A 23,720-nucleotide genomic window follows, 5' to 3' on the forward strand; every position below is an offset into this window, starting at 1 on the left:
TGCTGCACGAAGCTTTTTAGCTTCGTGCAGCAGCCCCTCTTCGTGTTCTTCCCCCGATTACAAACTGAAATTCTCTCCAAGATAAAACTTCCGCGCGATCGGACTCTCGGCAATGGTCTTGCTGTCGCCCTCAAGGAGGAGTTTGCCCTCGCTGAGGAGGTAGACGCGATCAACGATGTGGAGGGTCTCGCGGACATTGTGATCGGTGATGAGGATGCCCATGCCGCGCTGACGCAGATACTCGATGATCTCCTGAATATCTGCAACGGCGAGCGGATCAACGCCCGCGAACGGCTCATCGAGCAGGATGAATTGCGGCTCAAGCGCGAGGCAGCGTGCAATCTCGACGCGGCGGCGCTCACCACCCGACAGCTCCGTACCACGTCGGTCGCGAACATGTCCGATGTGAAACTCCTCGAGGAGTCCGTCGAGCTTGTGCTTTTGCTCCGCCTTCGAAAGCTTCGTCGTCTCAAGGATTGCCTCGATGTTCTCCGTGACGGTCAGCTTGCGAAAGATGGACGGTTCCTGCGTAAGATAGCTGATCCCCAGCTCCGCACGCCGATACATAGGATAGTCCGTGATACAGATATCGGAGAGATAGACATCACCGTGCGTGGGTTTCTCAAGACCGACGATCATGTAAAATGTGGTCGTCTTGCCCGCGCCATTGGGACCCAAGAGGCCAACGATCTCGCCCTTGTCGATACGGACAGAGATACGGTCAACAACGGTGCGGCTGCCAAATTTCTTAATGAGGCTGCGGGATTCGAGATGCAAGATAAAGCCCCCTCACTCGCTTACGGCTGTACCGTCATCCGAGAGATAGACGGTCATGTGATTGCTGCGCGCCATGTTGTTTCCCTGGAATACCCATGCGCTGCCATCTAAAACGACATAGGGTCTCTCTGCATTGCCGAAATACTCCATGCGGTCGCCGCCGCCCTCGAGATCACGCGGAGGACTGACGATATGGGCATTGCCTGTACCGACAAAACGGTTTTCCTGCAGCCATCCCTCGAGACGATCGGCACTGAGTGTCCCATCGGCACTCGTCATCGTCCCGCCGCTCGGCGCAAGTACATATTCATTCTGCGCGGCATAGTAGTCCACCTGTGCTCCTGTGAATGTGCGCCCTGCCTTCGTCATATGGACGCTGCCCATGGCCTGCCAATGATCCTGTCCAACACCAGAAAGGTGGTCGCAGGAGAGCTGCATATCGTCGCGCACCGCACGGACACCGCCCTCGACGGTTCCTTCTTCCGTTTTCGTATTATAGGTCGCACGCGCCCCTTCGATCCATCCTGTGCCCTGTTCCATGCGGACGTTTTGCTCTGCTGTGATGAGTCCCGTGCGCGTGTCATAGGTGAGGCTGTCCGCCGTGACGCTGGTCGGCTCTGCGCTTCGCTGCGCCGCGGCTGCAGCCGTACAGACTGCTCCTGCTGCGAGCAGTGCGAGAACGCCGCGATACAAGGTCTTTTTCGTCATTTTTCCCCACCTTTTTCTATATGTGCATTTCCTATGACGCTAAACTTCTGAAATTGATCTGTGCTCACAATGCGGTCACCCGTTGCTCGGATGCCATCGCGAATGAGTTCGGCGTCCCCCTCGGCACTCAAGCTGCCGTCTGCTGCCGTCCATTTGACCTCTTTTGCCCGCAGGCGCGCACCATCGCTCGTTGTCGCCTCGATCGTCCCTGTGAGCACAATGTCGCGCGTCTTGCTGTCCATACACCCCTCGTCTGCTTTCAGCGTAAGGATGCGTCCATCGTCACTGTAGAATGTACCGTCGATCTTCACCATACCCGTGTCATTCGTATCGATATCGACATTCACCTTTTCCGCTGTCATCTTCCAGACCGTGCGCCCGTCGCGCTCCTCACTGAGGGTATTGTCCGCATAGGACATGATGCGTTTGCCGGACGCTTCGTCCGTTTGCTCCGGATCCTTAGGAACGGTTGCAATCGCCCAAATGATTACAGCAACGAGGAGGGCTGCACCGCCATAAAGCCATTTGCGCTGCGCCATCAAGCCCCCTCCTTCTGTGCTGCCGACATATGGTGTTTCCCCGTCTTCTGTTCTTCAGGCGCGGTATTCCAGCGCTTCTGGAACCAGATCCACTGCGTTGGATTCTCGCGAATGATCTGCTCGACGATCGCTGTCATCTGCACTGTAAATTCGTGAAGATCCCGGTCGCTGTCCCCCGTATCCGGACAGCGCATGATCTCACCGACGACGACCTTGTGCTTGCCATTCGGCTGACGCAGGATAAACGCAGGCACCACAGGCGATTTGAATTTACGTGAAAAGACGGCAGGACCAAGCGGCGTGGATGCTGTGCGCCCAAAGAACTCGATAAATGCACCGCCGGGGCCGCCGTCCTGATCCGCCAAAAAACCAAGGAGACGTCCGCGCTTGAGCGCCCGCGCCGCCGCGATCAGCTCACTCGTCCCGCGCGAGAATATCTCAACGTGGATCGTCGCGCGCAGATCATCGAGAACACGCGTGTACTGAATGTTCGGCTGCGGCTTTGCGATTGCACTGACAGGGATTCCATTCAGCGTAAACGCAGCTGAGAGCCACTCCCAACAGCCGATATGCCCCGTGAGCACGACGACACCGTGTCCCTCGGCGAGCGCCTCCTGCATACGTTCGAGATGGTCGATCTCGATGTAGTCACTGAGGTTCTTCTCGTTCAGCATCGGCATCGCAAGGATGTCGAGCACATTCCGTGCCATATTGATGAAGGAGGCACGCACGAGTTTCTTTGCCTCTGTCTCACCGATACCGAGGGCAGGCATCATATGCTCGACGGCGCGGTTTCGCATCTTCGGAATCAGCAGATAGTAGAAGTTGCCGAGCAGCCATCCTGCACCGAGCAGGAGGGGACGCGGCGTACGGCACGCAAGCCAACTGAGAAACATGAGTGTATGGTAGAGCACTGCCGCACCTCCTTTTTGTTGCCTTGCTACTGGGCAACACTGTCAACATCTGTCTGAAATGATGTAAGGACTCTGTCCCATACTCCTTGTGTCTTTAGGATGATTTCGTAGATCTCGCGCACAGCACCGCGGCCTCCACGCTCACCTGCAATGATTTGTGCGATCTCACGCACCTCAGTCACGGCATCGCCGACTGCGCAAGGCAGTCCGACCATGCGCATGATGGGCAGATCGACAATGTCATCACCGATATAGGCAATCTCCTCATCGGAGAGCCCCGTCTTTGCCTTGATGTCCGCATAGGCGGCACGCTTGTCGAGGTTCCCCTGATAAACAAGATCGATATGCAGCTCTCTCGCACGGTTCTCAACAATGGATGAGGCACGCCCTGTGATGATGGCAGTCGAGAGTCCCACTTTACGTGCAAGCGTGATCGCAAGCCCATCCCGCACAAAGAAGGGTTTGTAGAGTTCACTGCCATCGGACGTAATATAGACTCCACCGTCCGTGAGTACCCCATCCACATCGAGAATGATGCATTTGATTTTTTTGGCACGCTCAATTGCGCCCTCACGAATCGGCATTAGACGACTCCCTGCCGCAGAAGATCGGTCAGATGGACAATGCCGACAGGAACGCCTGCATCATCGACAACGGGCAGCACAGTAACAGGGCGCGGCTGATGCTTCTCCATGACGGAGAGCGCTGCCGCTGCCATCTTGTCCGGTGCGATCGTGAGCGGCGTGGAAAACATGATGCTCTCCACATCCTTATCAAGAAAGGTGTAATCCTTTGCGAGTGCGCGGCGAATGATGCCGTCTGTGACAAGTCCGATGAATTTGCCGTCCGCATCGACGACGGAGACAGCACCCAGCCCCTTGTCCGTCATGACGAAAAGCGCGTCCTTTGCCGTCGTATGGTAGGACACGACAGGATTTTCGTCTCCCGTATGCATGACGTTTGCAACCGTCAGAAGCAGCTTGCGTCCGAGCGCACCGCCCGGATGGAAGAGAGCGTAGTCCTCCTTCTTGAAATCACGCGCGGACATAAGCGCCATCGCAATCGCATCACCCATCGCGAGCGTCGCCGTGGTCGAGGCAGTCGGCGCCAGCCCCAGGGGGCATGCTTCACGCTCGACGCCGATGTCAATGTAGAAGTCCGCACTGCGCCCAAGCTGTGATTTACGCCGGCCGCACATAGCGATGATGCGCGCGCCGATGCGATGAATGATCGAGAGGATATTTACGACCTCGTTCGACTCGCCGCTGTTGGAGATAGCGATGACAATGTCGTCTGCCGTCACCATGCCGAGGTCGCCGTGAAACGCTTCTGCGGGGTGCATAAAGAAGGCCGGCGTCCCCGTACTCGCGAGCGTCGCCGCAATCTTGCGCCCGACGTGACCGGATTTGCCCATCCCCGTGACAACAATGCGAGCCTTGCAGTCCAGAATAGCCCGTACCGCCGCCTCAAAATCATCATCGATACGCTCCGCAAGCTGCGCGACTGATTTTGCCTCGAGTTCCAATGTCTCGATTGCTTTTTCCCGAATCGTGCTCTGTGCCATGTATCTCTCCTAGTTCAACTTTTTCCGCACAACTTCGTAAATGGCCAGGGCTTCCCTCAGAAGCTCCTCGAGCTTGTCGAGATAGACCATGTTTGCGCCGTCCGAGAGTGCCTCCGGCGGATTGTCATGCACCTCGAGAAAGAGCCCATCGACACCTGCACCAACAGCAGCACGAACGAGGTGCTCAACATACTCGCGCTGCCCGCTTGAGCTCGTCCCTGCGCCTCCTGGGAGCTGAACACTGTGTGTCCCGTCGAAGATGACGGGATAGCCGAAACTGCGCATGATCGGAAGCGCACGCATATCCACGACGAGATTGTTGTAGCCAAAGCTCGCTCCGCGCTCCGTGAGAAGGATGCGTTCACTGCCGCTCTCATGGATCTTGTCTACAACGTTGCGCATGTCGTTCGGCGCGAGGAACTGTCCCTTCTTCACGTTGATGATCGCGCCTGTCTGTGCCGCAGCGTGCAGAAGGTCCGTCTGACGCGAGAGAAATGCGGGGATCTGAAGAATGTCCGCAACCTTTGCAACCGGCTCGGCCTGGGCGTTTTCATGAATGTCCGTAACAATCGGAACGCCGAGTTCCTTGCGAATCTTCCCCAGGATCTTTAGGCCTTCCTTCATCCCCGGCCCACGAAAGCTATGGTAAGCGGAGCGATTTGCCTTGTCAAAGGAGGCCTTGAATACATAGGGGATGCCAAGGCGATCCGTGATCTCCTTGATCCCACGCCCAATCATGAGCGAGCGTTCCAATCCCTCGAGAACACAGGGTCCCGCGAGGAGTACGAGCGGCTCACCGCCGCCGATCTCAAAATTCGCCAGCTTCACTTTGTTCATCTTTAGGACTCCTTTCAATAATCATGTTATGTTCTATCCGTATGCAGGAGTGCATACGGGATTTACAATCATTATTATAGAGTTTTCGCTGACATCGGTCAATAAATGCCTTCTCTTTGATAGACTTCGTTAACCGCTGCAAGGTCCTCCTCGGTATCCACTCCGATAAAGACGGCATCCGTCTCAATGACGCGGATCGTGTGCCCGTTCTCGATCGCGCGCAGCTGCTCGAGGGACTCAGAGAGCTCGAGCGGTGTCTGTGACATGCGTGCATAATCGAGCAAAAAATCTCGACGATACGCATAAATTCCAATATGCTTGTAGACCTTTGCCCCCGGATTGCGCGCATATGGAATGCGTGCGCGTGAGAAGTAGAGCGCATTGCCCGAGTGGTCGGTGATGACCTTGACGTTGTTCGGGTTCGCTATCTCCTCCTCGTCCGTGAGCAGGGTCTTTGCCGTTGCCATCGGCAGCTGTTCATCTGTAAGGAAAGGCTCAACGAGCGCATCAATCACCGCAGGGTCAATAAGCGGCTCATCGCCCTGCACGTTGATGATGAGATCGTAGTCCTGCATTTTCTCAGCCACCTCGGCGAGGCGATCTGTTCCCGTCGCATGATCCGTACGCGTCATAACAGCGCGTCCGCCATACTCCCCGACAGCGGCACAAATACGCTCATCGTCCGTCGCTACGACGACATCCTGCACGAGTTCTGCCCGTACGGCACGTTCGTAGACACGCACGATCATGGGCTTGCCCGCGATGTCGCACAGGGGCTTGCCCGGCAGACGCGTGGATGCGTAACGCGCGGGGATAATGCAGAGAACTTTCATGCGATCACCTCAATCATATTTAGGATACTGGTCTCAGTTTTGCCGCAAGCTGTTCCTCGAGCGTACGGAAGAACTCCTCCTGCCCCTTCTGGAACGTCACCTCGACAGAGATGACATACATGGGAATGCGCCACTTCGCACGCACAACATCTGCCGGTACCTTGACCGCATCCTTCTCCGTGATGATGATCGCCTCGACGCCCAGTGTCTCTGCACGGTACAGCACCTCTGCCATATCGCGTTCACCGTAGTCGTGATGATCGGGGTAGCGCATGCTCTCCACCATCTCGACGCCGAGATCGGCAAGTGTCTGCTCAAAGGAAGCGGGGTTGCCGATCGCTGAGACGGCAAGCACCTTCTTTCCCTCCATCTCCGTAACGGGGACGCCGCCTGCTGCGATGTCCTCGTACCAGTCGGAGAGGCGCACGAACTGGCGCGGCTGATGGATGCTCTCGATGATGAGCCCGTCCTGATTGTAGCTGCGGAACGTCTCCCAAATATGCTGAATCGCGCCTGGTGCCGCCTGGTCGACCTTCGTCATGAGGCAGACATCCGCACGATCGATGTGCGACAGCGGTTCACGCAGCGTGCCGCGCGGCAGGAGATAGCCGTTGCCGAATACGTTCACTGCATCCACGAGCAGGATGTCCATGTCACGCGCAAGCTGCCAGTGCTGATAGCCATCATCGAGGATCGCCACCTCCGCGCCGAAATGCTCGATCGCATAGCGCCCCGTAACAGCACGTTTCGGGCCGATCAGAACGGGAACATCCGGCAAATGCTTTGCCAGCATGAACGCCTCGTCTCCCGCCGTCTCCGCGTCCATTTTGAGCGTACGCCCATCGGACACGATGCCGACTTCTCCGCGCCACTTCGCTCGGTAGCCGCGGTTGAGAATCGCCACGCGGTAGCCCATCGCGTGAATCGCACGCGCGAGATGCTGCGCCGTCGGAGTCTTGCCCGTACCCCCAACCGTTACGTTGCCCAGACTGATGACGAAGCAGGGCAGCTGCTCCTTCTTCACCCAGCCAAGGCGGTACATCGTGAGTTTCAGATTGACGAGCTGCTCATAGATGAGCGAGAATGCGTAGAATATGCCCACGATAAGTCTGCGTGAAACACCGCGCACGTCCTTGTCATGGACGAGATCGATAAAGTACGTCTGGAAATTTGCGACCTTCTGCGTTGCACGCACACGATGTGCGCTGATACGCTCCTGCGCACGAAGGGCACGCCGGGCCTCGTACGCTGCGAGCATATCGACGAGGATCTGTGCCGACTTTGCAGACGCGCCCTTGTTCTCATTGATGATGGCAAGCGTCTCGTGTTCGAGTCGCGCACGTTCCTCCGCATTACCAAAGAGACGCAGGGTCTCGCGCACCAGCTCTTCTCCATTCGTGACTGTCACAACAGCATTGCGGTTGCGGAAGAGCGCATGGATGTCCTTAAAGTTGAACATCTGATTGCCGACGATGATCGCCTTTCCGTGTGCCGCCGGTTCGAGGATGTTGTGCCCGCCGTGCGGGATAAGGCTGCCGCCGATGTAGATCACATCGCCGAGTCCATAGACGCGCCCCAGCTCGCCAACCGTATCGAGGATGACGATGTCCTCGCCGCCCTCTGCCCCCTTCTGCAGGTTCTTGCGCGTGTTGACTGTAAAGCCTGCCTTGCGGCAGAGATGCTCCACCTCGATGGTACGCAGCACCTCGCGCGGGGCAATGATGAGGCGCACCTTCGGGTCATGCTCGCGCACGGCGGCAAATGCCGCAAGCACGAGTTCCTCCTCACCGCGATGCGTCGATCCCGCGATCATGATGTGGCTCGCCCCCTCCAGGCCGAGCTCCTTGATGAGCGCGGCCCGTTCCTCAGGGCTGACACTCGTATACGCCTGATCGAACTTCGTGTTGCCTGTGACCGTGACAAGTTCGCGCGGCGCACCGAGACGCATGATATAGTCCGCATCGATGCTCGACTGCATCGCAAAACATTTCACCGTTCCGATCATCTCGCGCAGCATGCCGAGCAAATATTTATACTGCTTCACGCTGCGGTCGCTGATGCGGCCGTTGACCATCATGACGGGGACATCGAGCTGCTTTGCCTTCTTGAGAAAGTTCGGCCACAGCTCCGTCTCCACGGGCAGAAACACACGCGGCCGAATGCGTCCGACAACGCGTGAGGCGAGAAATGGCAAATCGAGCGGGAAGTAGATGATCGCATCCGCATCCTTGATGATGCGATGTGCCATCTCGTAGCCGCCCGTCGTCACGACCGAGACGAGGATGGGGCTGTCGGGGAACTTTTTACGGAACTCGCGGACAAGCGGACTGGTCGCCACGATCTCACCGACGGACGCCGCATGCACCCAAATCGCATTTTTCCCCGCCACCTTGTCGATGGTCTCAGGCGGATAGAAGCCGAAGCTCTGCTTGATGCGCTCAACAAAGCCGCGCTCACGTGTCGCGCGCAGCAAGAAGATCGGTATGATGATGGTGACGATGAGGATTGCCGCTAAGTTATACAGGAATCTCATAATCACTCTCCCCGAAACTGAATATCATAAAGATGCTGATAGAGTCCGTCCTTCGCAAGCAGTGCCTCGTGTGTCCCCTGCTCCACGATATGTCCGCCGTCAATCACATAGATGCGGTCAGCGTTAAAGACCGTCGAAAGGCGATGTGCGATGACAAAGCTCGTACGTCCAACCATAAGATTATCGAGCGCCGCTTGTACGATCTTCTCGCTCTCCGTATCGAGCGCAGAGGTCGCCTCATCGAGGATGAGGATGCGCGGATCCTTGAGAATCGCGCGTGCAATGGCGACACGCTGCCGCTGGCCGCCAGAAATGCTGATGCCGCGCTCTCCGATCTTCGTATCGTACCCATGCTCGAGTTCCATAATGAAGTTATGTGCATTCGCTGCGCGTGCCGCTTCCTCGATCTCTGCATCCGTCGCATCGAGGCGACCATAGCGAATGTTCTCACGAACCGTTGTCGAGAACAGCATCGTCTCCTGCGGCACAAGTCCAATCTGACCGCGCAGAGAAGCGAGCGTCACATCGCGGATGTCATGTCCGTCCACCGTGATCGCGCCGCTGCTCACCTCGTAGAAGCGCGGTATGAGGTTTGCAATCGTCGACTTGCCCGCACCCGAAGGTCCGACAAAGGCGATCATCTCGCCAGGAGCCGCCTCAAGCGTAATGCCCGCGAGCGCAGGACGCCCCTCCTTGTAGGAGAACGTCACGTTGTCAAAGCGCACATGCCCCTCGACTGGGGGGAGCGGCTTGGCGTTCGGACGATCTGTAATGCTTTCCTCAAGATCGACAATGGAAAATACACGATCAACCGCCGCCATTGCCTTTTGGAGGTTGCCGTAGATGCGCGAGAGACGCTTGACTGGATTTGCAAGGTTGACGGCATACGTGAGGAACGCGACAAACGCACCTGCTGTGATATCGCCGTTGACGACCTCGTAGCCGCCAAACCAGACAATAAAGGTGACGGCAATCGCGGCGAGGAATTCAACCGTCGGCGTGAGCATACTCGTCTGCTGAACATTCTTCATCACTGCATCGAAATTACGCTGATTCGAGTGCACGAAACGGTCGATCTCATAGTCCTCACGCACGAAGGACTTCACAACGCGCGTTGCCGAGAAGCTTTCCTGCAGCAGTGCCGTGATCTCAGCAAGGCGCTCCTGAATGACCGTGCTCGACTTCTTGATCTTGCGTCCGAAGATCTTCATTGCCTGTCCAACCATTGGAATAACGACAAGTGTCAAGAGAGAGAGCTTCCAGTCGAGGTAGAACATGAGGACAAGGGAGCCAATGAGAATGCAGCCCTCCGTCACGAGGTCAATGAGGTTGTCCACGAGGGCCGCCTGAATCGCAGCGACATCATTCGTAACATAGCTCATGATCTCGCCCGTCTGGTGACGGTCATAGTACGCGAGCGGCATCCGCTGGAATTTGCGGAACATGACCTCGCGCACATCAATGATAACCTTCTGTCCGATGTAGGAGACGAGATACGACTGCCCAAAGTAAAAAATCCCGCGCAGGAAGAAGATGACAACGATGCCGATGCAGATGGCGTTCAGCAGCGCCATGTTCTTGTCGGCAAGCACGTCGTCGATCATATCCTTGATGATCCACGGGACGTAGAGATTCGCTCCAGAAGCGAGGATGATGCACACGATCGCGAGCGCGAGTTTATTCACGTACGGCCGCATATAGGCAAGCAGTCTCTTGTAATTCTTCATAGCTCTCCTAGTGGGAAATGTATTATGTACGCTTTGCGCGCGCGAAAATCTTCTCTGCTACGCGGCGCGCTGCATTTGGTTCGCCGAGTTCGGCAACGGCTCGCGCAAGGCAATCCGTCACATAGTCACGCTCTGTGCCGTCCACGATGATCCGCTCCATCGCCTCCGCGATGCGGTCAGGCTGCACCGCGTCCTGCAGCAACTCCGTCTCAAAAGTCTCTCCGAGCAGGATGTTCGGCAGCGAGAAGCGCGGCACATCGACGAGCAGGCGCCCGACGAGATAGGAGAGCGCAGACATACGGTAGAGAACGACAGCGGGCAGCCCCATAATGGCCGCCTCCATGATGACTGTTCCAGACGCCGCAATCGCTGCACGCGCAATGCTCATTAGCGCATAGCGTGCGTCATGAGTGAGCGTAACCGTAACGGAGGAGGCAGCAAGATGCTTCTCGAGCTGCGTGACATCCACGCCGCCCGCGACAGGCAGGAAGAACCGCCGTGCGGGGTCACGCGCGGCGAGGATTTCTGCCGCTCCGAGCATGGACGGCAGTAGCCGTTCGATCTCCTCGCGCCGGCTGCCGGGCATGAGGAGGATTGGAACATCATCCGCGCCGATGCCAAAGTGATGCCGTGCCTCCTCTGCGTCCATCTCCGCATGCACCGTATCGATGAGCGGATTCCCGACGAAGGAGATGTTCGCCCCCGCCTCCTCATAGGGCGGCAGTTCGTGCGGAAAGATCGCGACAATCTCATCCGCAAGTGCGGCGCAGGACTTCGCGCGTCCCTTGCGCCACGCCCACGCAGAGGGCGGAATATAAGAAAAAACGGGGATTCCCCGCTCTTTCGCCCGCGCCGCGAGCTGCCAATTAAAGTCCGGATAGTCGATGATGACAAGCACATCCGGCCGCTCCTCCTCCATGAGCCGCGTAAGGTCATCGAGAAGGGCAAAGATACGCCTGAGATTCAGCAGTACCGCCGAGATGCCCATGACGTTGTAGTCCACATAGTTTTGGCGGAGCTTCACTCCCGCCGCCTCCATCTCCGCTCCGCCAAATCCGATCAGCGAAACGGTGGGGTCAAGTGCGCACAGCTCACGCGCGAGCGCCGCCCCGTGGAGGTCGCCCGAGGTCTCCCCCGCCGAAAGCATAATTTTCAAAAGGGAACTCCCTCACATGGCAGCAATCGTAATGCCGTTCGCCTCGGCGAGCGCGATCGCACGCTCTTTGTCGATGAAGAGCGTCCTGCCCGCCTCAAGGACAAGTGCCGATGCCTTTGCAGCGACCAACGACTCGATCGTATCAAGTCCGACCGCAGGGACATCGAAGCGAAGATCCTGCTGCGGTTTTGCCGCCTTTGCGACAACTGCGCCGCCGCCCGCAAGCTGACCGCCGCGCCGAATGCACGCATCCGTCCCCTCGATCGCCTCGAGCGCCATCACCGCACGGTTCTTCACCACAGCGGTCTGTCCCACATCGAGGCGCCCGATCTCGCGCGCCATCTGGAGTCCATACTCCATATCCGCGCGCTCCGCATCCGTGGGCTGACGGCTCGTCAGAACACCTGACTCGGGCATCAGCGGACGGATGAGTGCCGTCTGATCGAGCGGCGTCACGCCGACCTTCATCAGCGCTCCGACAAACATCATCATGATCGTATCGTCATTCTGATTCGGCAGCTGCATGAGCATTCCACGCAGCATTTCATCGGGCTGAATCTGCCCCGTGAAGAGCAGTTCCTTCGTCACCTTGCCGATCATCGTAACCTTCGTGATGCCCTCCTGTTGGAGATACGCCAGAATAGAAGCAATCGAGCCGATGCTGATCTCACGATAGACCGACGCGGCCTCCTTCAGATCAGGATCGCAGTCCGGCAGGAGCGCGATTACGTGTACCTCAAAACTCTGCGCACGCGCCGCACGCGCACACGCGGCGGGCAGATGTCCGACACCCGCGAGCAGTCCCAGTTTTTCCATTATGATCCCTCACTCATCCTCGTGACGTTCGCGGCAGATCCCACGCTCCGCATTGCGGAGGAAGCGCAGGAGATGATCGATCTCCTCACAGGAGTCCACCTCCTGCTCAATGAGCGCTATTGCCTGCGTAAGGTTCAGTCCCGAACGATAGAGAATCTTGTATGCCTGCTTGATACGGCGGCGCACGTCAAGCGGAATGCCCGCACGCGAGATGCCGACACTATTCAGCCCGACCGCACGTGCGGGATGCCCGTCCACCATTGTGAACGGAACGACATCCTGCACGAGCTTCGACGTGCCGCCGATCATCGCATTGCGTCCGATCTTCACGAACTGGTGCACGCCTGCCATGCCGCCGATCACGACGCCATCCTCGACAATCGCGTGTCCCGCAAGCATCGCTGCATTGCTCATGATGATGCGATTGCCCAGGATGCAGTTGTGCGCAATATGCGTGTACGCCATGAGGAGACAGTCGTCGCCGATGCGCGTCTCTTCCCCCTCACCTGTCGCACGATGTACCGTCGCACACTCGCGGATCGTCGTGCGGTCGCCAATGAACGTATAGCTCTTCTCGCCCTTGAACTTCAGATCCTGCGGCACCTCACCAATGGACGCCCCCTGGAATATATGGCAGTCACGACCGATCTGCGTCCACTCCTTGATCACGACGTGCGGGCCGATCTTCGTCCCCTCACCGATCTGGACATGGTCCGAGATGACCGCATAGGGGCCAATCTCCACGTTCTTTGCGATGCGTGCTGTCGGTGCAATCACCGCCGTCTCATGGATGTAGGCAATAACCTTGCTGCTGCCTGTCATCTATTTCAACTCCTTCAGCCCTGTCTCTTGCCAGGGCAGACATTTTCCACTCTCTATTAACATCCGGTAGGAACGCTGTGCTTTCACCTCGGAAAATCAGCCGTTATCGCCGAATAATCCTCTTTCTCGGTGGATTATGTCCGTTTTTCCTGCATGTATCAGTTTTTTAGAGTTCATCACCGTTCTTCAGTGCAAACTTGAAGTCCGCCGATGCTACAAGTTCATCCTCAACGTAGGCATCTGCGTGCAGCACTCCGAATACGCCGCGCACACGTACAAGCTCCGCCTTCGTCACGACAACATCGCCGGGCACAACGGGGCGCTTGAATTTTACATTCTCCATGCCGCCGAAAAGGGCAATCTTGCCGCGGTGCTCCTCTGGATAGAGCATCGTGACACCGCCGACCTGCGCCATCCCCTCGAGAAGAAGAACACCGGGCATGATTGGATGTCCCGGGAAATGCCCGAGGAAGAACGGCTCGTTCATCGTCACACACTTGATACCCGTCGCCGATTTGAACGGAACGAGCTCCGTGATCCTATCCACGAGCAGCATCGGCGGGCGATGCGGCAGAATCTGCTGAATCTCATTGATATCCAAAGTCATGCTATTCCCTCTCCTCTGCAATCTGTTTCGCCAGCGCTGTATTGAGCGCATGCCCAGAAGCAACCGCAATGATGTGGCCGCGAATCATACCCGCCAGGCGAATATCCCCAAGTACATCAAGGATCTTATGACGCACCAGCTCATTCGGGAAGTTGAGCGGATTCATCCACCCCTCATCGTTGTAGACAATCACCGTCTCGAGCGAGCCGCCAAGGCCGAGGCCATGCTCACGCAGCGCCGCGACCTCCTTCTCATAGGCAATCGTCCGCGCAGGTGCAATCTCTTTTTCATACGCCTCCGGCGTGACCTCGATATCGTAATATTGTACGCCAATCAGCGGATGATCGTTCAATGAGGTGAACGAGACGCGCAGTCCATCATAGGGCAGTGCCATGATAAAGTGACTGCCGTCGTCCACGCGGTAGATACGATCGATCACCGTCACTTGACGCTTACGATCCTGCTCCACCGTTCCCGCCTCCGCAATGAGCCGGAAAAACGTGCGTGCACTGCCGTCTACGACGGGCGGCTCCTCCGCATCGAGAAGCACAAGGCAGTTATCCACGCCGTGTACATGCAGAGCACTCATCAGATGCTCGATCGTAAAGAACTTCAGCGCATCCGTACCGATCGTCGTTGCACGCAGCGTTGCCGTCACATTCGCCGCTGTTGCAGCCACAGGCAGTGCCTCAGGCAGATCTGAACGTGCAAACAATATTCCCGTCCCCGGTGCGGCCGGAGCAAGTTCCATATGTACCGGCTTCCCCGAGTGAAGCCCGATTCCATCATAGACCACACGTGAAGCCAGCGTTCTCTCTCTTTGCAAACGTTATCCTCCTCGGACACTGACACATTATTACCCGCATACATGATACTAAAAATTTTTCGAACTTGCAAGAAAAAACACGATTTGACAGCAGCAGAGCCTTCTGCTATGATGTAAACAAGCACCAATGCTTCCATTATCGGGGATGTAATGGTCTCGACGGGGATGGGTAGTATGTGGACAGCGAGCCGGGGGGTCATCAACCCGTTAGTAAGGTGAACACTTTTATTAAACATAAAAGCAAACGAAGACTACGCTCTGGCGGCTTAAGCCAGCCCCTTTCCGTCTGCCTCCCGCACGGATGGAGTCAGGGGTCAAACGCGGGATACCTGAGAGCCACTGCACGATAACTCTCACGGGAACTCTATCGTGATCGGTGCGTCACAGCCTGTCTGCGGGCGGCGCCGCACCTAAAGCAATACACAGACTGCGCTCGGAGAAATCCATGTAGTATTATCTTCGGACAGGAGTTCGATTCTCCTCATCTCCACCAATTTGATCTGCAAAACCGCCCATGAGGGCGGTTTTTTGTTGCGCAAATAAAAAGCCGCACGCTCTCGCGCACGGCAGTTCATTCCATATCACAGATTATTCTTCAGTTTTTCCAGATCAGGGAAGAGGTCGCCGATAGAGTTCGAGAGTCCTTCACTGGGTTCGAGGATTTCGAGGACGGGACGCATGGTCTCACGGAATTTTGCGTCATCCTGCATAAGCGTGAGCACGGCACTCGTATTGATCGCATCGGCGAGCGCAGAGTGCTGACTGCCCTCGAATCTGCGCCCCATCGCACCGAGCGCATGCTTCAGCGCGAGACTGTTGTGAAGACCAAGGCGATCGTCGAATGCCTGCTGCAGGTCAACCCAGCGCATATCCAACCAATTGACATCAAAGTCGGGCAGTTTCAGGCGGCATTCCTTGCGCAGCTGCTTGATGTCCGACATGCTCCACGAGTAGATCTTCGTCTCGGATTCACCAATCCACGTAACAAAGGAGTGAAAGCTCTCAGAGAATACAGGATGGCCCGCGACCTTCTCCTGCGTGATGCCCGTCAGTTCGGTGATGTGCTTCTTCACCATACCATACTCAGGGCAAACGTAGCACTGGAAGTCATCCTCCTGCTCAAAATTCTCATTCAGGCGGACGGCGCCGATCTCGATGATCTCTCCATTGAGTTTTCTGCGGATCTCTCTGTGCTCCTTTGAGACAGGGTTCATCTCCAAATCTACAACGATGTGTTTCATGAGCAATCCTTACTTTCGAAAAAAATCTGCCGTAAGTGACGCGCGGCAGACGGTGTTGCGGTATTTTGTGGCGCTGTCGATTTGACATGCTTTTCTGCATATTATTTCGTGATTTCTCAAATATCATATCACAAAGTTTTCAGAAAATCAACGTCTAGGCAATTTGTCCTACGCTTATCTTTTTCCAAAAAACGTGATAGAATACAAGCGTATATCTTATTGGAAAAGGAAGTCTGCGCATGAATTGGAAAGTCGTGCTCGTTCTGCTCACATGCAACGTGCTCTTTATGTCCGCCAGCTATACAATGATCATTCCGTTCCTTCCGATGTATCTGACGAGTGAGTTGGGTGTCGACGACAGCATGGTAAATCTCTGGTCAGGTGTGGCATTCTCGGTAACATTCCTGGTCTCGGCGGTGATGGCGCCGATCTGGGGCCGCATTGCTGACCGCAAAGGGAAGCGGCTCATGGCAATGCGCGCGAGTCTGCTCATCTCGATCAGCTACTTCCTCGGCGGCATTGTTACAAGTCCTGAGCAGCTTGTCCTCGTGCGGCTCTTCCAAGGATTTGCAGCGGGACTCTGGCCGATGGATCTTGCGATCATGACACTCTACGCCCCGCGTGAACAGCTCGGCTTCTCTCTCGGCATCATGCAGGGCACACTAACGGCGGGCGGTGTCGTAGGGCCGCTGCTCGGCGGCGTGCTCGCAGAGGCGTTTGGGATGCGCGCGAGCTTCTACATCGGAGGACTGGCACTCTTCATCAACTTCCTCGCGTTCACCTTCATCATCAAGGAGCCGCCGATGCCCGAGGACAGCGCACCGCTTACGGCAGAGGAGAAAAGTCCGTGGCATCTGTGGCGCATCTCCATTCTGCGCACGATGATGATTGTGAGCACACTCGCACAGATGGTCACATTCATCCTGATGCCTGTGTTGACGACCTACATCAAATATCTCGCCGGCGAAATGGGCAATATCGTCCTCGTCGCGGGCATTGTGTTCTCGCTCGGTGGGATTGCAGGCGCGATTGCCGCACCGCTTTGGGGTATCTTTGGATCACGGCGGAACTACTTCACCGCCATGTGTCTTGCGATGTTCTGTGCAGGCACAATGCTCGCACTGCAGGGGATTCCGGACACACTCATCCCCTTCGCCGCGATGCAGTTCGGTGTCGGACTCTTCCTTGCAGGCATCCAACCCTCGCTGAATGCGGTCATCGCACAGCATACACCTGCGCAGCTCAAAGGGAGTGTATTTGGCATGCTCTTCGCCGCACAGCAGGTCGGAGGATTCACAGGGCCACTCCTCGGCGGCATTGTTGCGACGTATCTCGGCATGCACTACCTCTTCCCGACGGCGGGTTCGATTTTACTTGTGCTTGCACTATTTGTACAGTGGAAATATATACAAAGAGATGCAGAAACGTAAAATGCGGTACGAAGCTGTTTTGACTTCGTACCGCATTTTTCGTTGGCGCGCTCAAGACGCCCCTTAGAGATGGGCGAGCACAGCGTCGGTCATCTCCGTCGTGCCGACCTTCGTGCAGCCGCTTCCATCGATGTAGATGTCTGCCGTGCGCTTGCCATCCGCGAGCGCCGCATCCACTGCCGCCTCGACCGCAGCAGCAGCCTCCTCCTCATGCAGGGCATAGCGCAGGAGCATCGCCGCCGAGAGGATTGTCCCGAGCGGGTTCGCGATGCCCTTCCCCGCGATGTCGGGCGCACTGCCGTGAATCGGCTCAAACAGGCTCGTGCCCGTGCCGATGGACGCGGACGGCATCAGCCCAATCGAGCCGCCGATCACCGCCGCCTCATCGGAGAGGATGTCACCGAAGAGATTGCCCGTCACGATCACATCGAACTGTGTCGGTCGCACGGCAAGCTGCATCGCGCAGTTGTCCACATAGAGATGCTCGAGCGCCACATCACTGTACTCCGGTGCGAGCGCCGTCACCGTACGCCGCCAGAGGCGTGAGGTTGCGAGTACGTTCGCCTTGTCCACGGACGTGACCTTGCCGCGCCGCAGACGCGCCGTCTCGAACGCGAGACGCGCGATGCGCTCCACCTCGGGGACGGAGTAGTTCTCCATATCCCACGCGCGTTCTGTGCCGTCCACCTGCTCGGACTCGCATTTCTCACCGAAGTAGATGCCGCCGATCAGCTCGCGCACAATGACGAGGTCGACGCCGCGCACGAGTTCAGGCTTTAAGGGAGAATGCTCGATCAGTGCGTCCGCGACCTTTACGGGGCGCAAATTCGCATACAGTCCAAGTCCTTTGCGGAGGCCCAAAATCGCACGCTCGGGGCGCAGAGCAGGCTCCACGCTGTCCCACTTCGTTCCGCCGACCGCGCCGAAGAGTACGCCGTCCGAAGCCCTGCAAACCGCGAGCGTGTCCTCGGGCAGCGGCGTGCCGTATTTATCGTATGCCGTGCCGCCCGCATCGCGCGTCTCATACGTCAGACCGAGCGCGAATTTCGCATCGACGGCACGCAGAACGCGCACGGCTTCCGTCGTGATCTCCTGTCCGATGCCGTCGCCCGGGACAACTGCAATCTTATACGCCATGACGGAAGCCCCCATTCTCACGGATGTAGTTCAGCAGTCCGCCCGCGCGCGCGATGTCCTGCACAAAGCCCGGCAGAGGGTGTGCGTGGAACGTATCGCCTGTTGTGAGGTTCTCAATCGCCCCTGTCGCCGTATCCACGCGCAGACGGTCTCCCGCGCTGATCTTCTCCACATTGTCGCCGATCTCAAGGAGCGGCAGCCCGATGTTGATGCCGTTGCGGTAGAAGATGCGTGCGAAGCTTGCCGCAATCACGACGGGTACGCCCGATGCCGCAATCGCAATCGGCGCGTGCTCACGTGAGGAGCCACAGCCGAAGTTTTTCCCGCCGACCATGATATCGCCCGCCACGACCTCCTTGGCAAACGTCGTATCGATGTCCTCCATGCAGTGCGCTGCGAGTGCCTTCGGATCGAACGTGTTGAGATAGCGCGCAGGGATAATTACGTCCGTATCAATGTTGTCGCCGTAGCGCCAGACCTTTCCCTCGAACATCAAGCCACCTCCTCGGGGGCCGCAATCCGCCCCAGTATCGCACTTGCCGCCGCAACATGCGGCCCTGCGAGATAGACCTCGCTGTCGACGTGTCCCATGCGCCCGCGGAAATTGCGGTTCGTTGTCGAGACGCACCGCTCGCCCGCCGCAAGGATGCCCATATAGCCGCCGAGACACGGCCCGCAGGTCGGCGTGGAGACCGCCGCGCCCGCATCCATGAAGATATCGAGGTAGCCACGCCGCATCGACTCCTGATAGACCCATGGCGAACCGGGGATGATGATGCAGCGCACACGCTCGTGCACCGTATGACCCTTCAAAATCTCTGCCGCAATCTCCATATCCTCAAGCCGCCCGTTCGTGCACGAGCCGATGACAACCTGATCGATCTCAATCGGCTCTGCAATGTCCATCACGCGCTTCGTGTTCTCCGGCAGATGTGGGAACGAGACGACGGGACGCAATTCGCTGAGATTGATCTCCACCGTACGCGCGTACTGCGCGTCGAGATCGGCATATACAGGCTCGAACGGTGCAGTCATGCGTCCCTCGACATATTCTTTGCACACATCGTCATACGGGAAAATGCCGTTCTTGCCGCCCGCCTCGATCGCCATATTGGCAATCGTCAGACGATCGGTCATGGTCAGCTCCGCAACGCCCTCACCCGTGAACTCAAGGCTCTGATAGAGCGCACCATCCACGCCGATCATGCCGATGAGCGTCAGAATGACGTCCTTGCCGCTGATATCGGCGGGCTTTCTGCCCGTCAGATGCACGTTGATCGCCTCGGGCACCTTGAACCACGCCTCGCCCGTCGCCATGCCGACCGCGAGATCGGTCGTGCCGACGCCCGTCGAGAAGCCGTTCACGGCACCGTAGGTGCACGTGTGTGAGTCCGCGCCGATCGTCAGCATGCCGGGGCCGACAATGCCCTTCTCCGGCAGGATGACGTGCTCGATGCCGACGCGCCCCTGCTCGTAGTAGTGCAGGATGTCGTGCTTGCGCGCAAAATCGCGCATGATCTTCGCCAGCTCCGAGGACTTGATGTCCTTCGCCGGCTGGAAATGATCGGGAATCAGCGCAATCTTCGTACGGTCAAAGACGGGTCGTCCCGTCTTTTCAAACTCCTTGATCGACGGCGGTCCCGTCACGTCGTTTGCAAGTACCATGTCGAGGCGGCACGTCACGAGCTGCCCCGGCTCGACGTGATCCAGTCCCGCATGGCGTGCGAGAATCTTCTCGCTCATATTCATGCCCATTCGCTCTCCTCCATAAAATACAGAAAAAGGGGCTGTGCAGCCCCTTTGTTGTGCCCCTGATGAAGCGCCCCTTCCACCACGCTGTGCGTAGTCCCCCTTCCCCGCTGCAGCGGGGCAGGCAGGGGAGCGGGTTAGTCCTTGCGGAGATCCGCGCCGTCCTTGAGCCACGACATCATGCCGCGCAGCTCCTTGCCGACCTCCTCGATTGGATGCTCGGCGTGGAGACGGCGCTCGGCGAGGAAGTTCGCACGCCCTGCGGCGTTGTTCTCCGTGAGCCAGCGGCGCGCGAATGTGCCGTCCTGAATCTCAGCGAGAACACGCTTCATCTCCGCCTTTGTTTCCTCGGTGATGATGCGCGGGCCGGTCATGTAGTCGCCGTACTCCGCCGTGTCGGAGATGGACTTGCGCATCTTCGCCATGCCGCCCTCGTACATGAGGTCGACGATGAGCTTCATCTCGTGGAAGCACTCGAAGTATGCGATCTCCGGCTGATAGCCCGCCTCGATCAGCGTCTCAAAGCCGTTCTGGATGAGGTGCGTCACGCCGCCGCAGAGGACGACCTGCTCACCGAAGAGATCCGTCTCCGTCTCCTCCTGGAACGTCGTCTGGATGACGCCCGAGCGCGTGCCGCCGATGCCGCGTGCATACGCAAGCGCGAGATCAAAGCACTTGCCCGTCGCGTCCTGACCGACCGCAAACACATCCGGCACACCGCCGCCCTCACGGAACGTGCGGCGCACGAGATGGCCGGGTCCCTTCGGTGCAACCATGAACACGTCGATGTCGTCCGCCGGGACAATCTGGTTAAAATGGATATTGAAGCCGTGCGCAAACGCGAGCGCGCTGCCGGGCTTGAGGTTCGGAGCAATCTCGCTCTTGTAGAGCGCCGCCTGCTTCTCATCCGGAATGAGGACCATCGTAACATCGGCCGCCTTTACCGCCTCAGCCACAGGGAGAACCTTGAGCCCGTCTTCCTCGGCGAGCTTCGCCGACTTCGATCCCGCATAGAGACCGACGACGACACTCACTCCACTGTCCTTGAGATTCAGCGCATGTGCATGCCCCTGGCTGCCGTAGCCGATGACCGCAACCGTCTTGCCCTCCAGAACGCTCCAGTTGACATCCTGATCATAGTAAGTTTTTGCCATAGTACTCCCGCTCCTCACAATGTTCATAAATGGTGTGTTCCCCTCGCTCGAGTGCGATGAGCCCCGTGCGAATGACCTCGACGATGCCGTAGGGTTTGATGACCTTCAGGAACGCCGTGACCTTGTCGTCACTGCCTGTAATCTCAAAGATGATTGAGGAGGACTCCACATCGACGACATGCGCGCGGAACAGTTCCCCCATCTTCAGCACGTCGAGGCGATTGTCGTCGTCCGCCCGCACCTTGATGAGCGTCATGCCGCGACACACCGCACTTTTTTCGTCCAGTCGCTGAACCGCCCGCACGACGGGCATCTTCTCCAGCTGTTTGATCATCTGCTCGACGAGATTTCCATCCCCCTGCATCACAACCGTGATGCGTGAGAAATCCGGCGACTCCGTCACACCGACAGACAGGCTGTCGATATTGAACTCACGCCGTGAAAACATACTCACGACGCGCACCAGAACCCCCGTCTGGTTCTCGACAAAGACGGACAGCACATGTTTCATCGAAGCAATCTCCTCTCCGCCGCGTCATAAGGGTTTTCGTGAAAACTTCTTCATTATCGCCGACGCATGAGCATTTGTCAATATGTTTTGGCTGCTGCATGCGTGTATACGCGCTAAACACGCACCTCAAAGCGCGGCTTCTCCTCGACATCCTCCGCCTGTGCAGCGGGTTTTGCGGGACTTTTTGGCGCAGGGGGGGGTATCGTTGGTGTGGCTTTGGGTGGTGCAGGTGATACGTTCACCGCTGCTGCGCGCCGCGCGGCAGCGGGCTTCGGTAGAGCGATATGCGGCGGTGCATCCGCGGTTCGAGGTGTCTGCGGTCCAGCCGTCTCCTCCTCCATCAGACGTGCAAGCGCCTCGCCCGCCGTCAGCCCCGTGAACTCGGGCAGAATCTCACCGCGCGTGTCGCGTGCACGCCGCGTCCGCTCTGCCGCCGCAAGGAGATCATCGTGTGCGCCGTACTGCTGTGTCGGCCGCGCCATTTCGTGCGAATCAGCCTCACGCTCACGTACCAGAATGCGCTCCCCGAGCGATGGTTCTTCCGGTGCGGCAGTCTCCGCCTTCTGCTGAAAGAAGCGTCGAACGAATACCAGCCCCAGTGCAAGGGCGACAACGATCATCCCTGCCCAATACAGCCCGCTTGTCGCTGTGTAGGACTGCGGTGCTTGCGGCGGCTGCTTCTGCTCCGTATTTGCAAGCTGCTGTTTGAGTACCGCATTCTCCTGCGCCATGTCGAGCCCGTTTGCGACATCCGCTCCCGTTTGTCCCTCGACCTTTGTCCCGCGATCCACCTTCGAAGCAGAGGTGCTGACGGGATCTCCCTTTGCGGCATCCGTGCGTGCGGCAGCATTCGGACGCTCTGTGGAACTCCCTTTCGACGCACCCGTCGTCGTCTTGGAAAGCGCGCCATTTCCCTGCGCCACGGAGTCGCGTGCCTGCTGCTCCGCCTGCGCGTCGCCCGTCGTATGCGTCGTGTTCGCCTGTGCATCGCGTGCCGCATCCCCAATCGTAATCTTCGGCGGCGTCGGAGGCGTGGGCGGTGTCGGCGGTGTAATCGGCATGACGGCACTCCTTTCTCATCCGGTCTATGCCCTTACTATAGCAGAAAATATCGTTCGGCGAAATAGCAAAAGCGTCCCGCCAGCTGTGGGACGCTTTTATCACATCAAAAAGACTGCTACGCCTTATACGCCCGAACGTTCAGGCGGTCTGCCTTCAAATCCTCATCAATCTCCACGCGTGCAAATCCCGCGCCCGTGAGCAGTGCCTCAAGTTCCTCACCCGTATAGACAGACAGTCCATCAACGAGTTTCTGCCACTTTTCATGTGCGCCCGTCTTTCCGCTTGTTTCGTTCGTTATCATAAACACGCCGCCCGCTTTCAGCACACGATGAATTTCAGTAAAGCAGCGTGCAATCTCCGGCCAGAAATACACCGTTTCGAACGCCGTCACAACGTCAAACTGTTCATTCTCAAAGGGCAGCTCCAGTACATTCCCCTGCACGATTTCACAGCGTCCCGCATCAATCGCCGCACGATTCACCTCACGCGCCTTCGCTACGGAGACCGTTGAATAGTCCAGCCCCGTCACATGCCCCTCGTCCACCATCCGCAGGAACACGGCGACGTTCGCACCACCGCCGCAGCCGCAGTCAAGCACCTGCTCATTCCCTTGCAGGTCGAGATGCGAAAAGCCCCACGCCGCAATGCCCGCATGACCGCGATTCATCATGGCGATGACAAATTTCCCCATCTTCCCTTGAGGGTTTCCCATATTGCTGAAAAATTTACGAAGCAAGCCCATGCTGCTCCTCCTTTCTGCGAATGCCGCAGCACCAA

General features: G+C 57.7%; 24 protein-coding genes and 1 other RNA gene. 2 read left to right on the forward strand and 23 right to left on the reverse strand.

What is annotated here, in order from left to right; all coding sequences use genetic code 11:
- Positions 1–57: 57 nt before the first annotated feature.
- From lptB to lpxC, 15 genes are all read right to left on the reverse strand, one after another.
- Positions 58–777 (reverse strand): LPS export ABC transporter ATP-binding protein, encoded by a 720-nt coding sequence (lptB, locus tag HMPREF1992_RS03785; protein WP_021684517.1) that lies wholly within the window; start codon positions 775–777, stop codon positions 58–60.
- Positions 778–789: 12 nt separating this feature from the next.
- The gene (locus HMPREF1992_RS03790) at positions 790–1,485 is read right to left on the reverse strand and encodes an LptA/OstA family protein (RefSeq protein ID WP_021684518.1); all 696 of its coding nucleotides are present in this window, start codon (positions 1,483–1,485) and stop codon (positions 790–792) included.
- Positions 1,482–2,024, reverse strand: coding sequence for an LPS export ABC transporter periplasmic protein LptC (gene lptC / locus HMPREF1992_RS03795; protein WP_021684519.1), 543 nt, complete (start codon positions 2,022–2,024; stop codon positions 1,482–1,484). The genes HMPREF1992_RS03790 and lptC overlap by 4 nt, the downstream gene beginning before the upstream one ends.
- Positions 2,024–2,938, reverse strand: coding sequence for a lysophospholipid acyltransferase family protein (locus HMPREF1992_RS03800; RefSeq protein ID WP_037358484.1), 915 nt, complete (start codon positions 2,936–2,938; stop codon positions 2,024–2,026). The genes lptC and HMPREF1992_RS03800 overlap by 1 nt, the downstream gene beginning before the upstream one ends.
- 26 nt (positions 2,939–2,964) lie before the next feature.
- Positions 2,965–3,522 carry an HAD family hydrolase gene (locus HMPREF1992_RS03805; RefSeq protein ID WP_021684521.1) on the reverse strand — a complete coding sequence of 186 codons (558 nt, stop codon included), beginning with the start codon at positions 3,520–3,522 and terminating at the stop codon, positions 2,965–2,967.
- The gene (locus HMPREF1992_RS03810; protein ID WP_021684522.1) at positions 3,522–4,502 is read right to left on the reverse strand and encodes an SIS domain-containing protein; all 981 of its coding nucleotides are present in this window, start codon (positions 4,500–4,502) and stop codon (positions 3,522–3,524) included. The genes HMPREF1992_RS03805 and HMPREF1992_RS03810 overlap by 1 nt, the downstream gene beginning before the upstream one ends.
- 9 nt (positions 4,503–4,511) lie before the next feature.
- Positions 4,512–5,339 (reverse strand): 3-deoxy-8-phosphooctulonate synthase, encoded by an 828-nt coding sequence (gene kdsA / locus HMPREF1992_RS03815; protein WP_021684523.1) that lies wholly within the window; start codon positions 5,337–5,339, stop codon positions 4,512–4,514.
- A 98-nt stretch (positions 5,340–5,437) separates the two neighbouring features.
- Positions 5,438–6,172, reverse strand: coding sequence for a 3-deoxy-manno-octulosonate cytidylyltransferase (gene kdsB, locus HMPREF1992_RS03820; RefSeq protein WP_021684524.1), 735 nt, complete (start codon positions 6,170–6,172; stop codon positions 5,438–5,440).
- Between the two features lie 19 nt (positions 6,173–6,191).
- On the reverse strand, positions 6,192–8,705 hold the full coding sequence (gene lpxK / locus HMPREF1992_RS03825; protein ID WP_037358488.1) for a tetraacyldisaccharide 4'-kinase: 2,514 nt from the start codon (positions 8,703–8,705) through the stop codon (positions 6,192–6,194).
- Between the two features lie 2 nt (positions 8,706–8,707).
- A complete protein-coding gene (msbA, locus tag HMPREF1992_RS03830; protein ID WP_021684526.1) occupies positions 8,708–10,432 on the reverse strand; it encodes a lipid A export permease/ATP-binding protein MsbA in 1,725 nt (574 codons plus the stop codon).
- A 22-nt stretch (positions 10,433–10,454) separates the two neighbouring features.
- Positions 10,455–11,588, reverse strand: a complete 1,134-nt coding sequence (lpxB, locus tag HMPREF1992_RS03835; RefSeq protein WP_037358490.1) for a lipid-A-disaccharide synthase — start codon at positions 11,586–11,588, stop codon at positions 10,455–10,457.
- Between the two features lie 12 nt (positions 11,589–11,600).
- Positions 11,601–12,404 (reverse strand): LpxI family protein, encoded by an 804-nt coding sequence (locus tag HMPREF1992_RS03840; protein ID WP_021684528.1) that lies wholly within the window; start codon positions 12,402–12,404, stop codon positions 11,601–11,603.
- A gap of 9 nt (positions 12,405–12,413) precedes the next feature.
- Positions 12,414–13,226, reverse strand: a complete 813-nt coding sequence (gene lpxA, locus HMPREF1992_RS03845) for an acyl-ACP--UDP-N-acetylglucosamine O-acyltransferase (protein WP_021684529.1) — start codon at positions 13,224–13,226, stop codon at positions 12,414–12,416.
- A gap of 166 nt (positions 13,227–13,392) precedes the next feature.
- Positions 13,393–13,833: a 3-hydroxyacyl-ACP dehydratase FabZ gene (gene fabZ / locus HMPREF1992_RS03850; RefSeq protein WP_009441304.1), complete on the reverse strand. Its 441-nt coding sequence runs from the start codon at positions 13,831–13,833 to the stop codon at positions 13,393–13,395.
- A 1-nt stretch (position 13,834) separates the two neighbouring features.
- Complete coding sequence (gene lpxC, locus HMPREF1992_RS03855) at positions 13,835–14,659, reverse strand: UDP-3-O-acyl-N-acetylglucosamine deacetylase (protein WP_037358493.1); 825 nt, start codon at positions 14,657–14,659, stop codon at positions 13,835–13,837.
- Positions 14,660–14,800: 141 nt separating this feature from the next.
- Between lpxC and ssrA the strand changes: the two genes are divergently transcribed.
- Positions 14,801–15,152, forward strand: a transfer-messenger RNA (tmRNA) gene (gene ssrA / locus HMPREF1992_RS11140).
- 88 nt (positions 15,153–15,240) lie between these two features.
- On the opposite strand, the gene HMPREF1992_RS03860 is transcribed toward ssrA, so the two are convergent.
- On the reverse strand, positions 15,241–15,900 hold the full coding sequence (locus tag HMPREF1992_RS03860) for a 3'-5' exonuclease (RefSeq protein ID WP_021684531.1): 660 nt from the start codon (positions 15,898–15,900) through the stop codon (positions 15,241–15,243).
- 239 nt (positions 15,901–16,139) lie between these two features.
- Here HMPREF1992_RS03860 and HMPREF1992_RS03865 point away from each other — a divergent pair, with 239 nt between their 5' ends.
- Positions 16,140–17,330 (forward strand): MFS transporter, encoded by a 1,191-nt coding sequence (locus HMPREF1992_RS03865; protein WP_021684533.1) that lies wholly within the window; start codon positions 16,140–16,142, stop codon positions 17,328–17,330.
- 63 nt (positions 17,331–17,393) lie between these two features.
- On the opposite strand, the gene leuB is transcribed toward HMPREF1992_RS03865, so the two are convergent.
- The 7 genes from leuB to HMPREF1992_RS03900 form a co-directional block, all read right to left on the reverse strand.
- Positions 17,394–18,467, reverse strand: coding sequence for a 3-isopropylmalate dehydrogenase (gene leuB, locus HMPREF1992_RS03870; protein ID WP_021684534.1), 1,074 nt, complete (start codon positions 18,465–18,467; stop codon positions 17,394–17,396).
- Positions 18,457–18,960: a 3-isopropylmalate dehydratase small subunit gene (locus tag HMPREF1992_RS03875; protein ID WP_021684535.1), complete on the reverse strand. Its 504-nt coding sequence runs from the start codon at positions 18,958–18,960 to the stop codon at positions 18,457–18,459. The genes leuB and HMPREF1992_RS03875 overlap by 11 nt, the downstream gene beginning before the upstream one ends.
- Positions 18,960–20,222 carry a 3-isopropylmalate dehydratase large subunit gene (leuC, locus tag HMPREF1992_RS03880; protein WP_021684536.1) on the reverse strand — a complete coding sequence of 421 codons (1,263 nt, stop codon included), beginning with the start codon at positions 20,220–20,222 and terminating at the stop codon, positions 18,960–18,962. The genes HMPREF1992_RS03875 and leuC overlap by 1 nt, the downstream gene beginning before the upstream one ends.
- A 131-nt stretch (positions 20,223–20,353) precedes the next feature.
- Positions 20,354–21,370 (reverse strand): ketol-acid reductoisomerase, encoded by a 1,017-nt coding sequence (gene ilvC / locus HMPREF1992_RS03885; protein ID WP_021684537.1) that lies wholly within the window; start codon positions 21,368–21,370, stop codon positions 20,354–20,356.
- Positions 21,351–21,881 carry an acetolactate synthase small subunit gene (gene ilvN / locus HMPREF1992_RS03890; protein ID WP_021684538.1) on the reverse strand — a complete coding sequence of 177 codons (531 nt, stop codon included), beginning with the start codon at positions 21,879–21,881 and terminating at the stop codon, positions 21,351–21,353. Before ilvN ends, ilvC begins: the two co-directional genes overlap by 20 nt.
- A gap of 113 nt (positions 21,882–21,994) precedes the next feature.
- The gene (locus tag HMPREF1992_RS03895; RefSeq protein ID WP_021684539.1) at positions 21,995–22,942 is read right to left on the reverse strand and encodes a hypothetical protein; all 948 of its coding nucleotides are present in this window, start codon (positions 22,940–22,942) and stop codon (positions 21,995–21,997) included.
- A 116-nt stretch (positions 22,943–23,058) separates the two neighbouring features.
- Entirely contained in the window at positions 23,059–23,685 is a 627-nt protein-coding gene (locus HMPREF1992_RS03900; protein WP_021684540.1) for a class I SAM-dependent methyltransferase, read from the reverse strand.
- Between the last annotated feature and the right edge of the window lie 35 nt (positions 23,686–23,720).

Origin of the sequence: Selenomonas sp. oral taxon 892 str. F0426 (genome assembly GCF_000468035.1) — a bacterium.
GTDB lineage: Bacteria > Bacillota > Negativicutes > Selenomonadales > Selenomonadaceae > Centipeda.

Coding starts and splice junctions, on each gene's coding strand:
- HMPREF1992_RS03790 (WP_021684518.1), bottom strand. CDS start 1,485: ATGACGAAAAAGACCTTGTATCGCGGCGTTCTCGCACTGCTCGCAGCA.
- lptC (WP_021684519.1), bottom strand. CDS start 2,024: ATGGCGCAGCGCAAATGGCTTTATGGCGGTGCAGCCCTCCTCGTTGCT.
- HMPREF1992_RS03805 (WP_021684521.1), bottom strand. CDS start 3,522: ATGCCGATTCGTGAGGGCGCAATTGAGCGTGCCAAAAAAATCAAATGC.
- HMPREF1992_RS03810 (WP_021684522.1), bottom strand. CDS start 4,502: ATGGCACAGAGCACGATTCGGGAAAAAGCAATCGAGACATTGGAACTC.
- kdsA (WP_021684523.1), bottom strand. CDS start 5,339: ATGAACAAAGTGAAGCTGGCGAATTTTGAGATCGGCGGCGGTGAGCCG.
- kdsB (WP_021684524.1), bottom strand. CDS start 6,172: ATGAAAGTTCTCTGCATTATCCCCGCGCGTTACGCATCCACGCGTCTG.
- lpxK (WP_037358488.1), bottom strand. CDS start 8,705: ATGAGATTCCTGTATAACTTAGCGGCAATCCTCATCGTCACCATCATC.
- msbA (WP_021684526.1), bottom strand. CDS start 10,432: ATGAAGAATTACAAGAGACTGCTTGCCTATATGCGGCCGTACGTGAAT.
- HMPREF1992_RS03840 (WP_021684528.1), bottom strand. CDS start 12,404: ATGGAAAAACTGGGACTGCTCGCGGGTGTCGGACATCTGCCCGCCGCG.
- lpxA (WP_021684529.1), bottom strand. CDS start 13,226: ATGACAGGCAGCAGCAAGGTTATTGCCTACATCCATGAGACGGCGGTG.
- fabZ (WP_009441304.1), bottom strand. CDS start 13,833: ATGACTTTGGATATCAATGAGATTCAGCAGATTCTGCCGCATCGCCCG.
- HMPREF1992_RS03860 (WP_021684531.1), bottom strand. CDS start 15,900: ATGAAACACATCGTTGTAGATTTGGAGATGAACCCTGTCTCAAAGGAG.
- HMPREF1992_RS03865 (WP_021684533.1), top strand. CDS start 16,140: ATGAATTGGAAAGTCGTGCTCGTTCTGCTCACATGCAACGTGCTCTTT.
- leuB (WP_021684534.1), bottom strand. CDS start 18,467: ATGGCGTATAAGATTGCAGTTGTCCCGGGCGACGGCATCGGACAGGAG.
- HMPREF1992_RS03875 (WP_021684535.1), bottom strand. CDS start 18,960: ATGTTCGAGGGAAAGGTCTGGCGCTACGGCGACAACATTGATACGGAC.
- leuC (WP_021684536.1), bottom strand. CDS start 20,222: ATGGGCATGAATATGAGCGAGAAGATTCTCGCACGCCATGCGGGACTG.
- ilvC (WP_021684537.1), bottom strand. CDS start 21,370: ATGGCAAAAACTTACTATGATCAGGATGTCAACTGGAGCGTTCTGGAG.
- ilvN (WP_021684538.1), bottom strand. CDS start 21,881: ATGAAACATGTGCTGTCCGTCTTTGTCGAGAACCAGACGGGGGTTCTG.
- HMPREF1992_RS03895 (WP_021684539.1), bottom strand. CDS start 22,942: ATGCCGATTACACCGCCGACACCGCCCACGCCTCCGACGCCGCCGAAG.
- HMPREF1992_RS03900 (WP_021684540.1), bottom strand. CDS start 23,685: ATGGGCTTGCTTCGTAAATTTTTCAGCAATATGGGAAACCCTCAAGGG.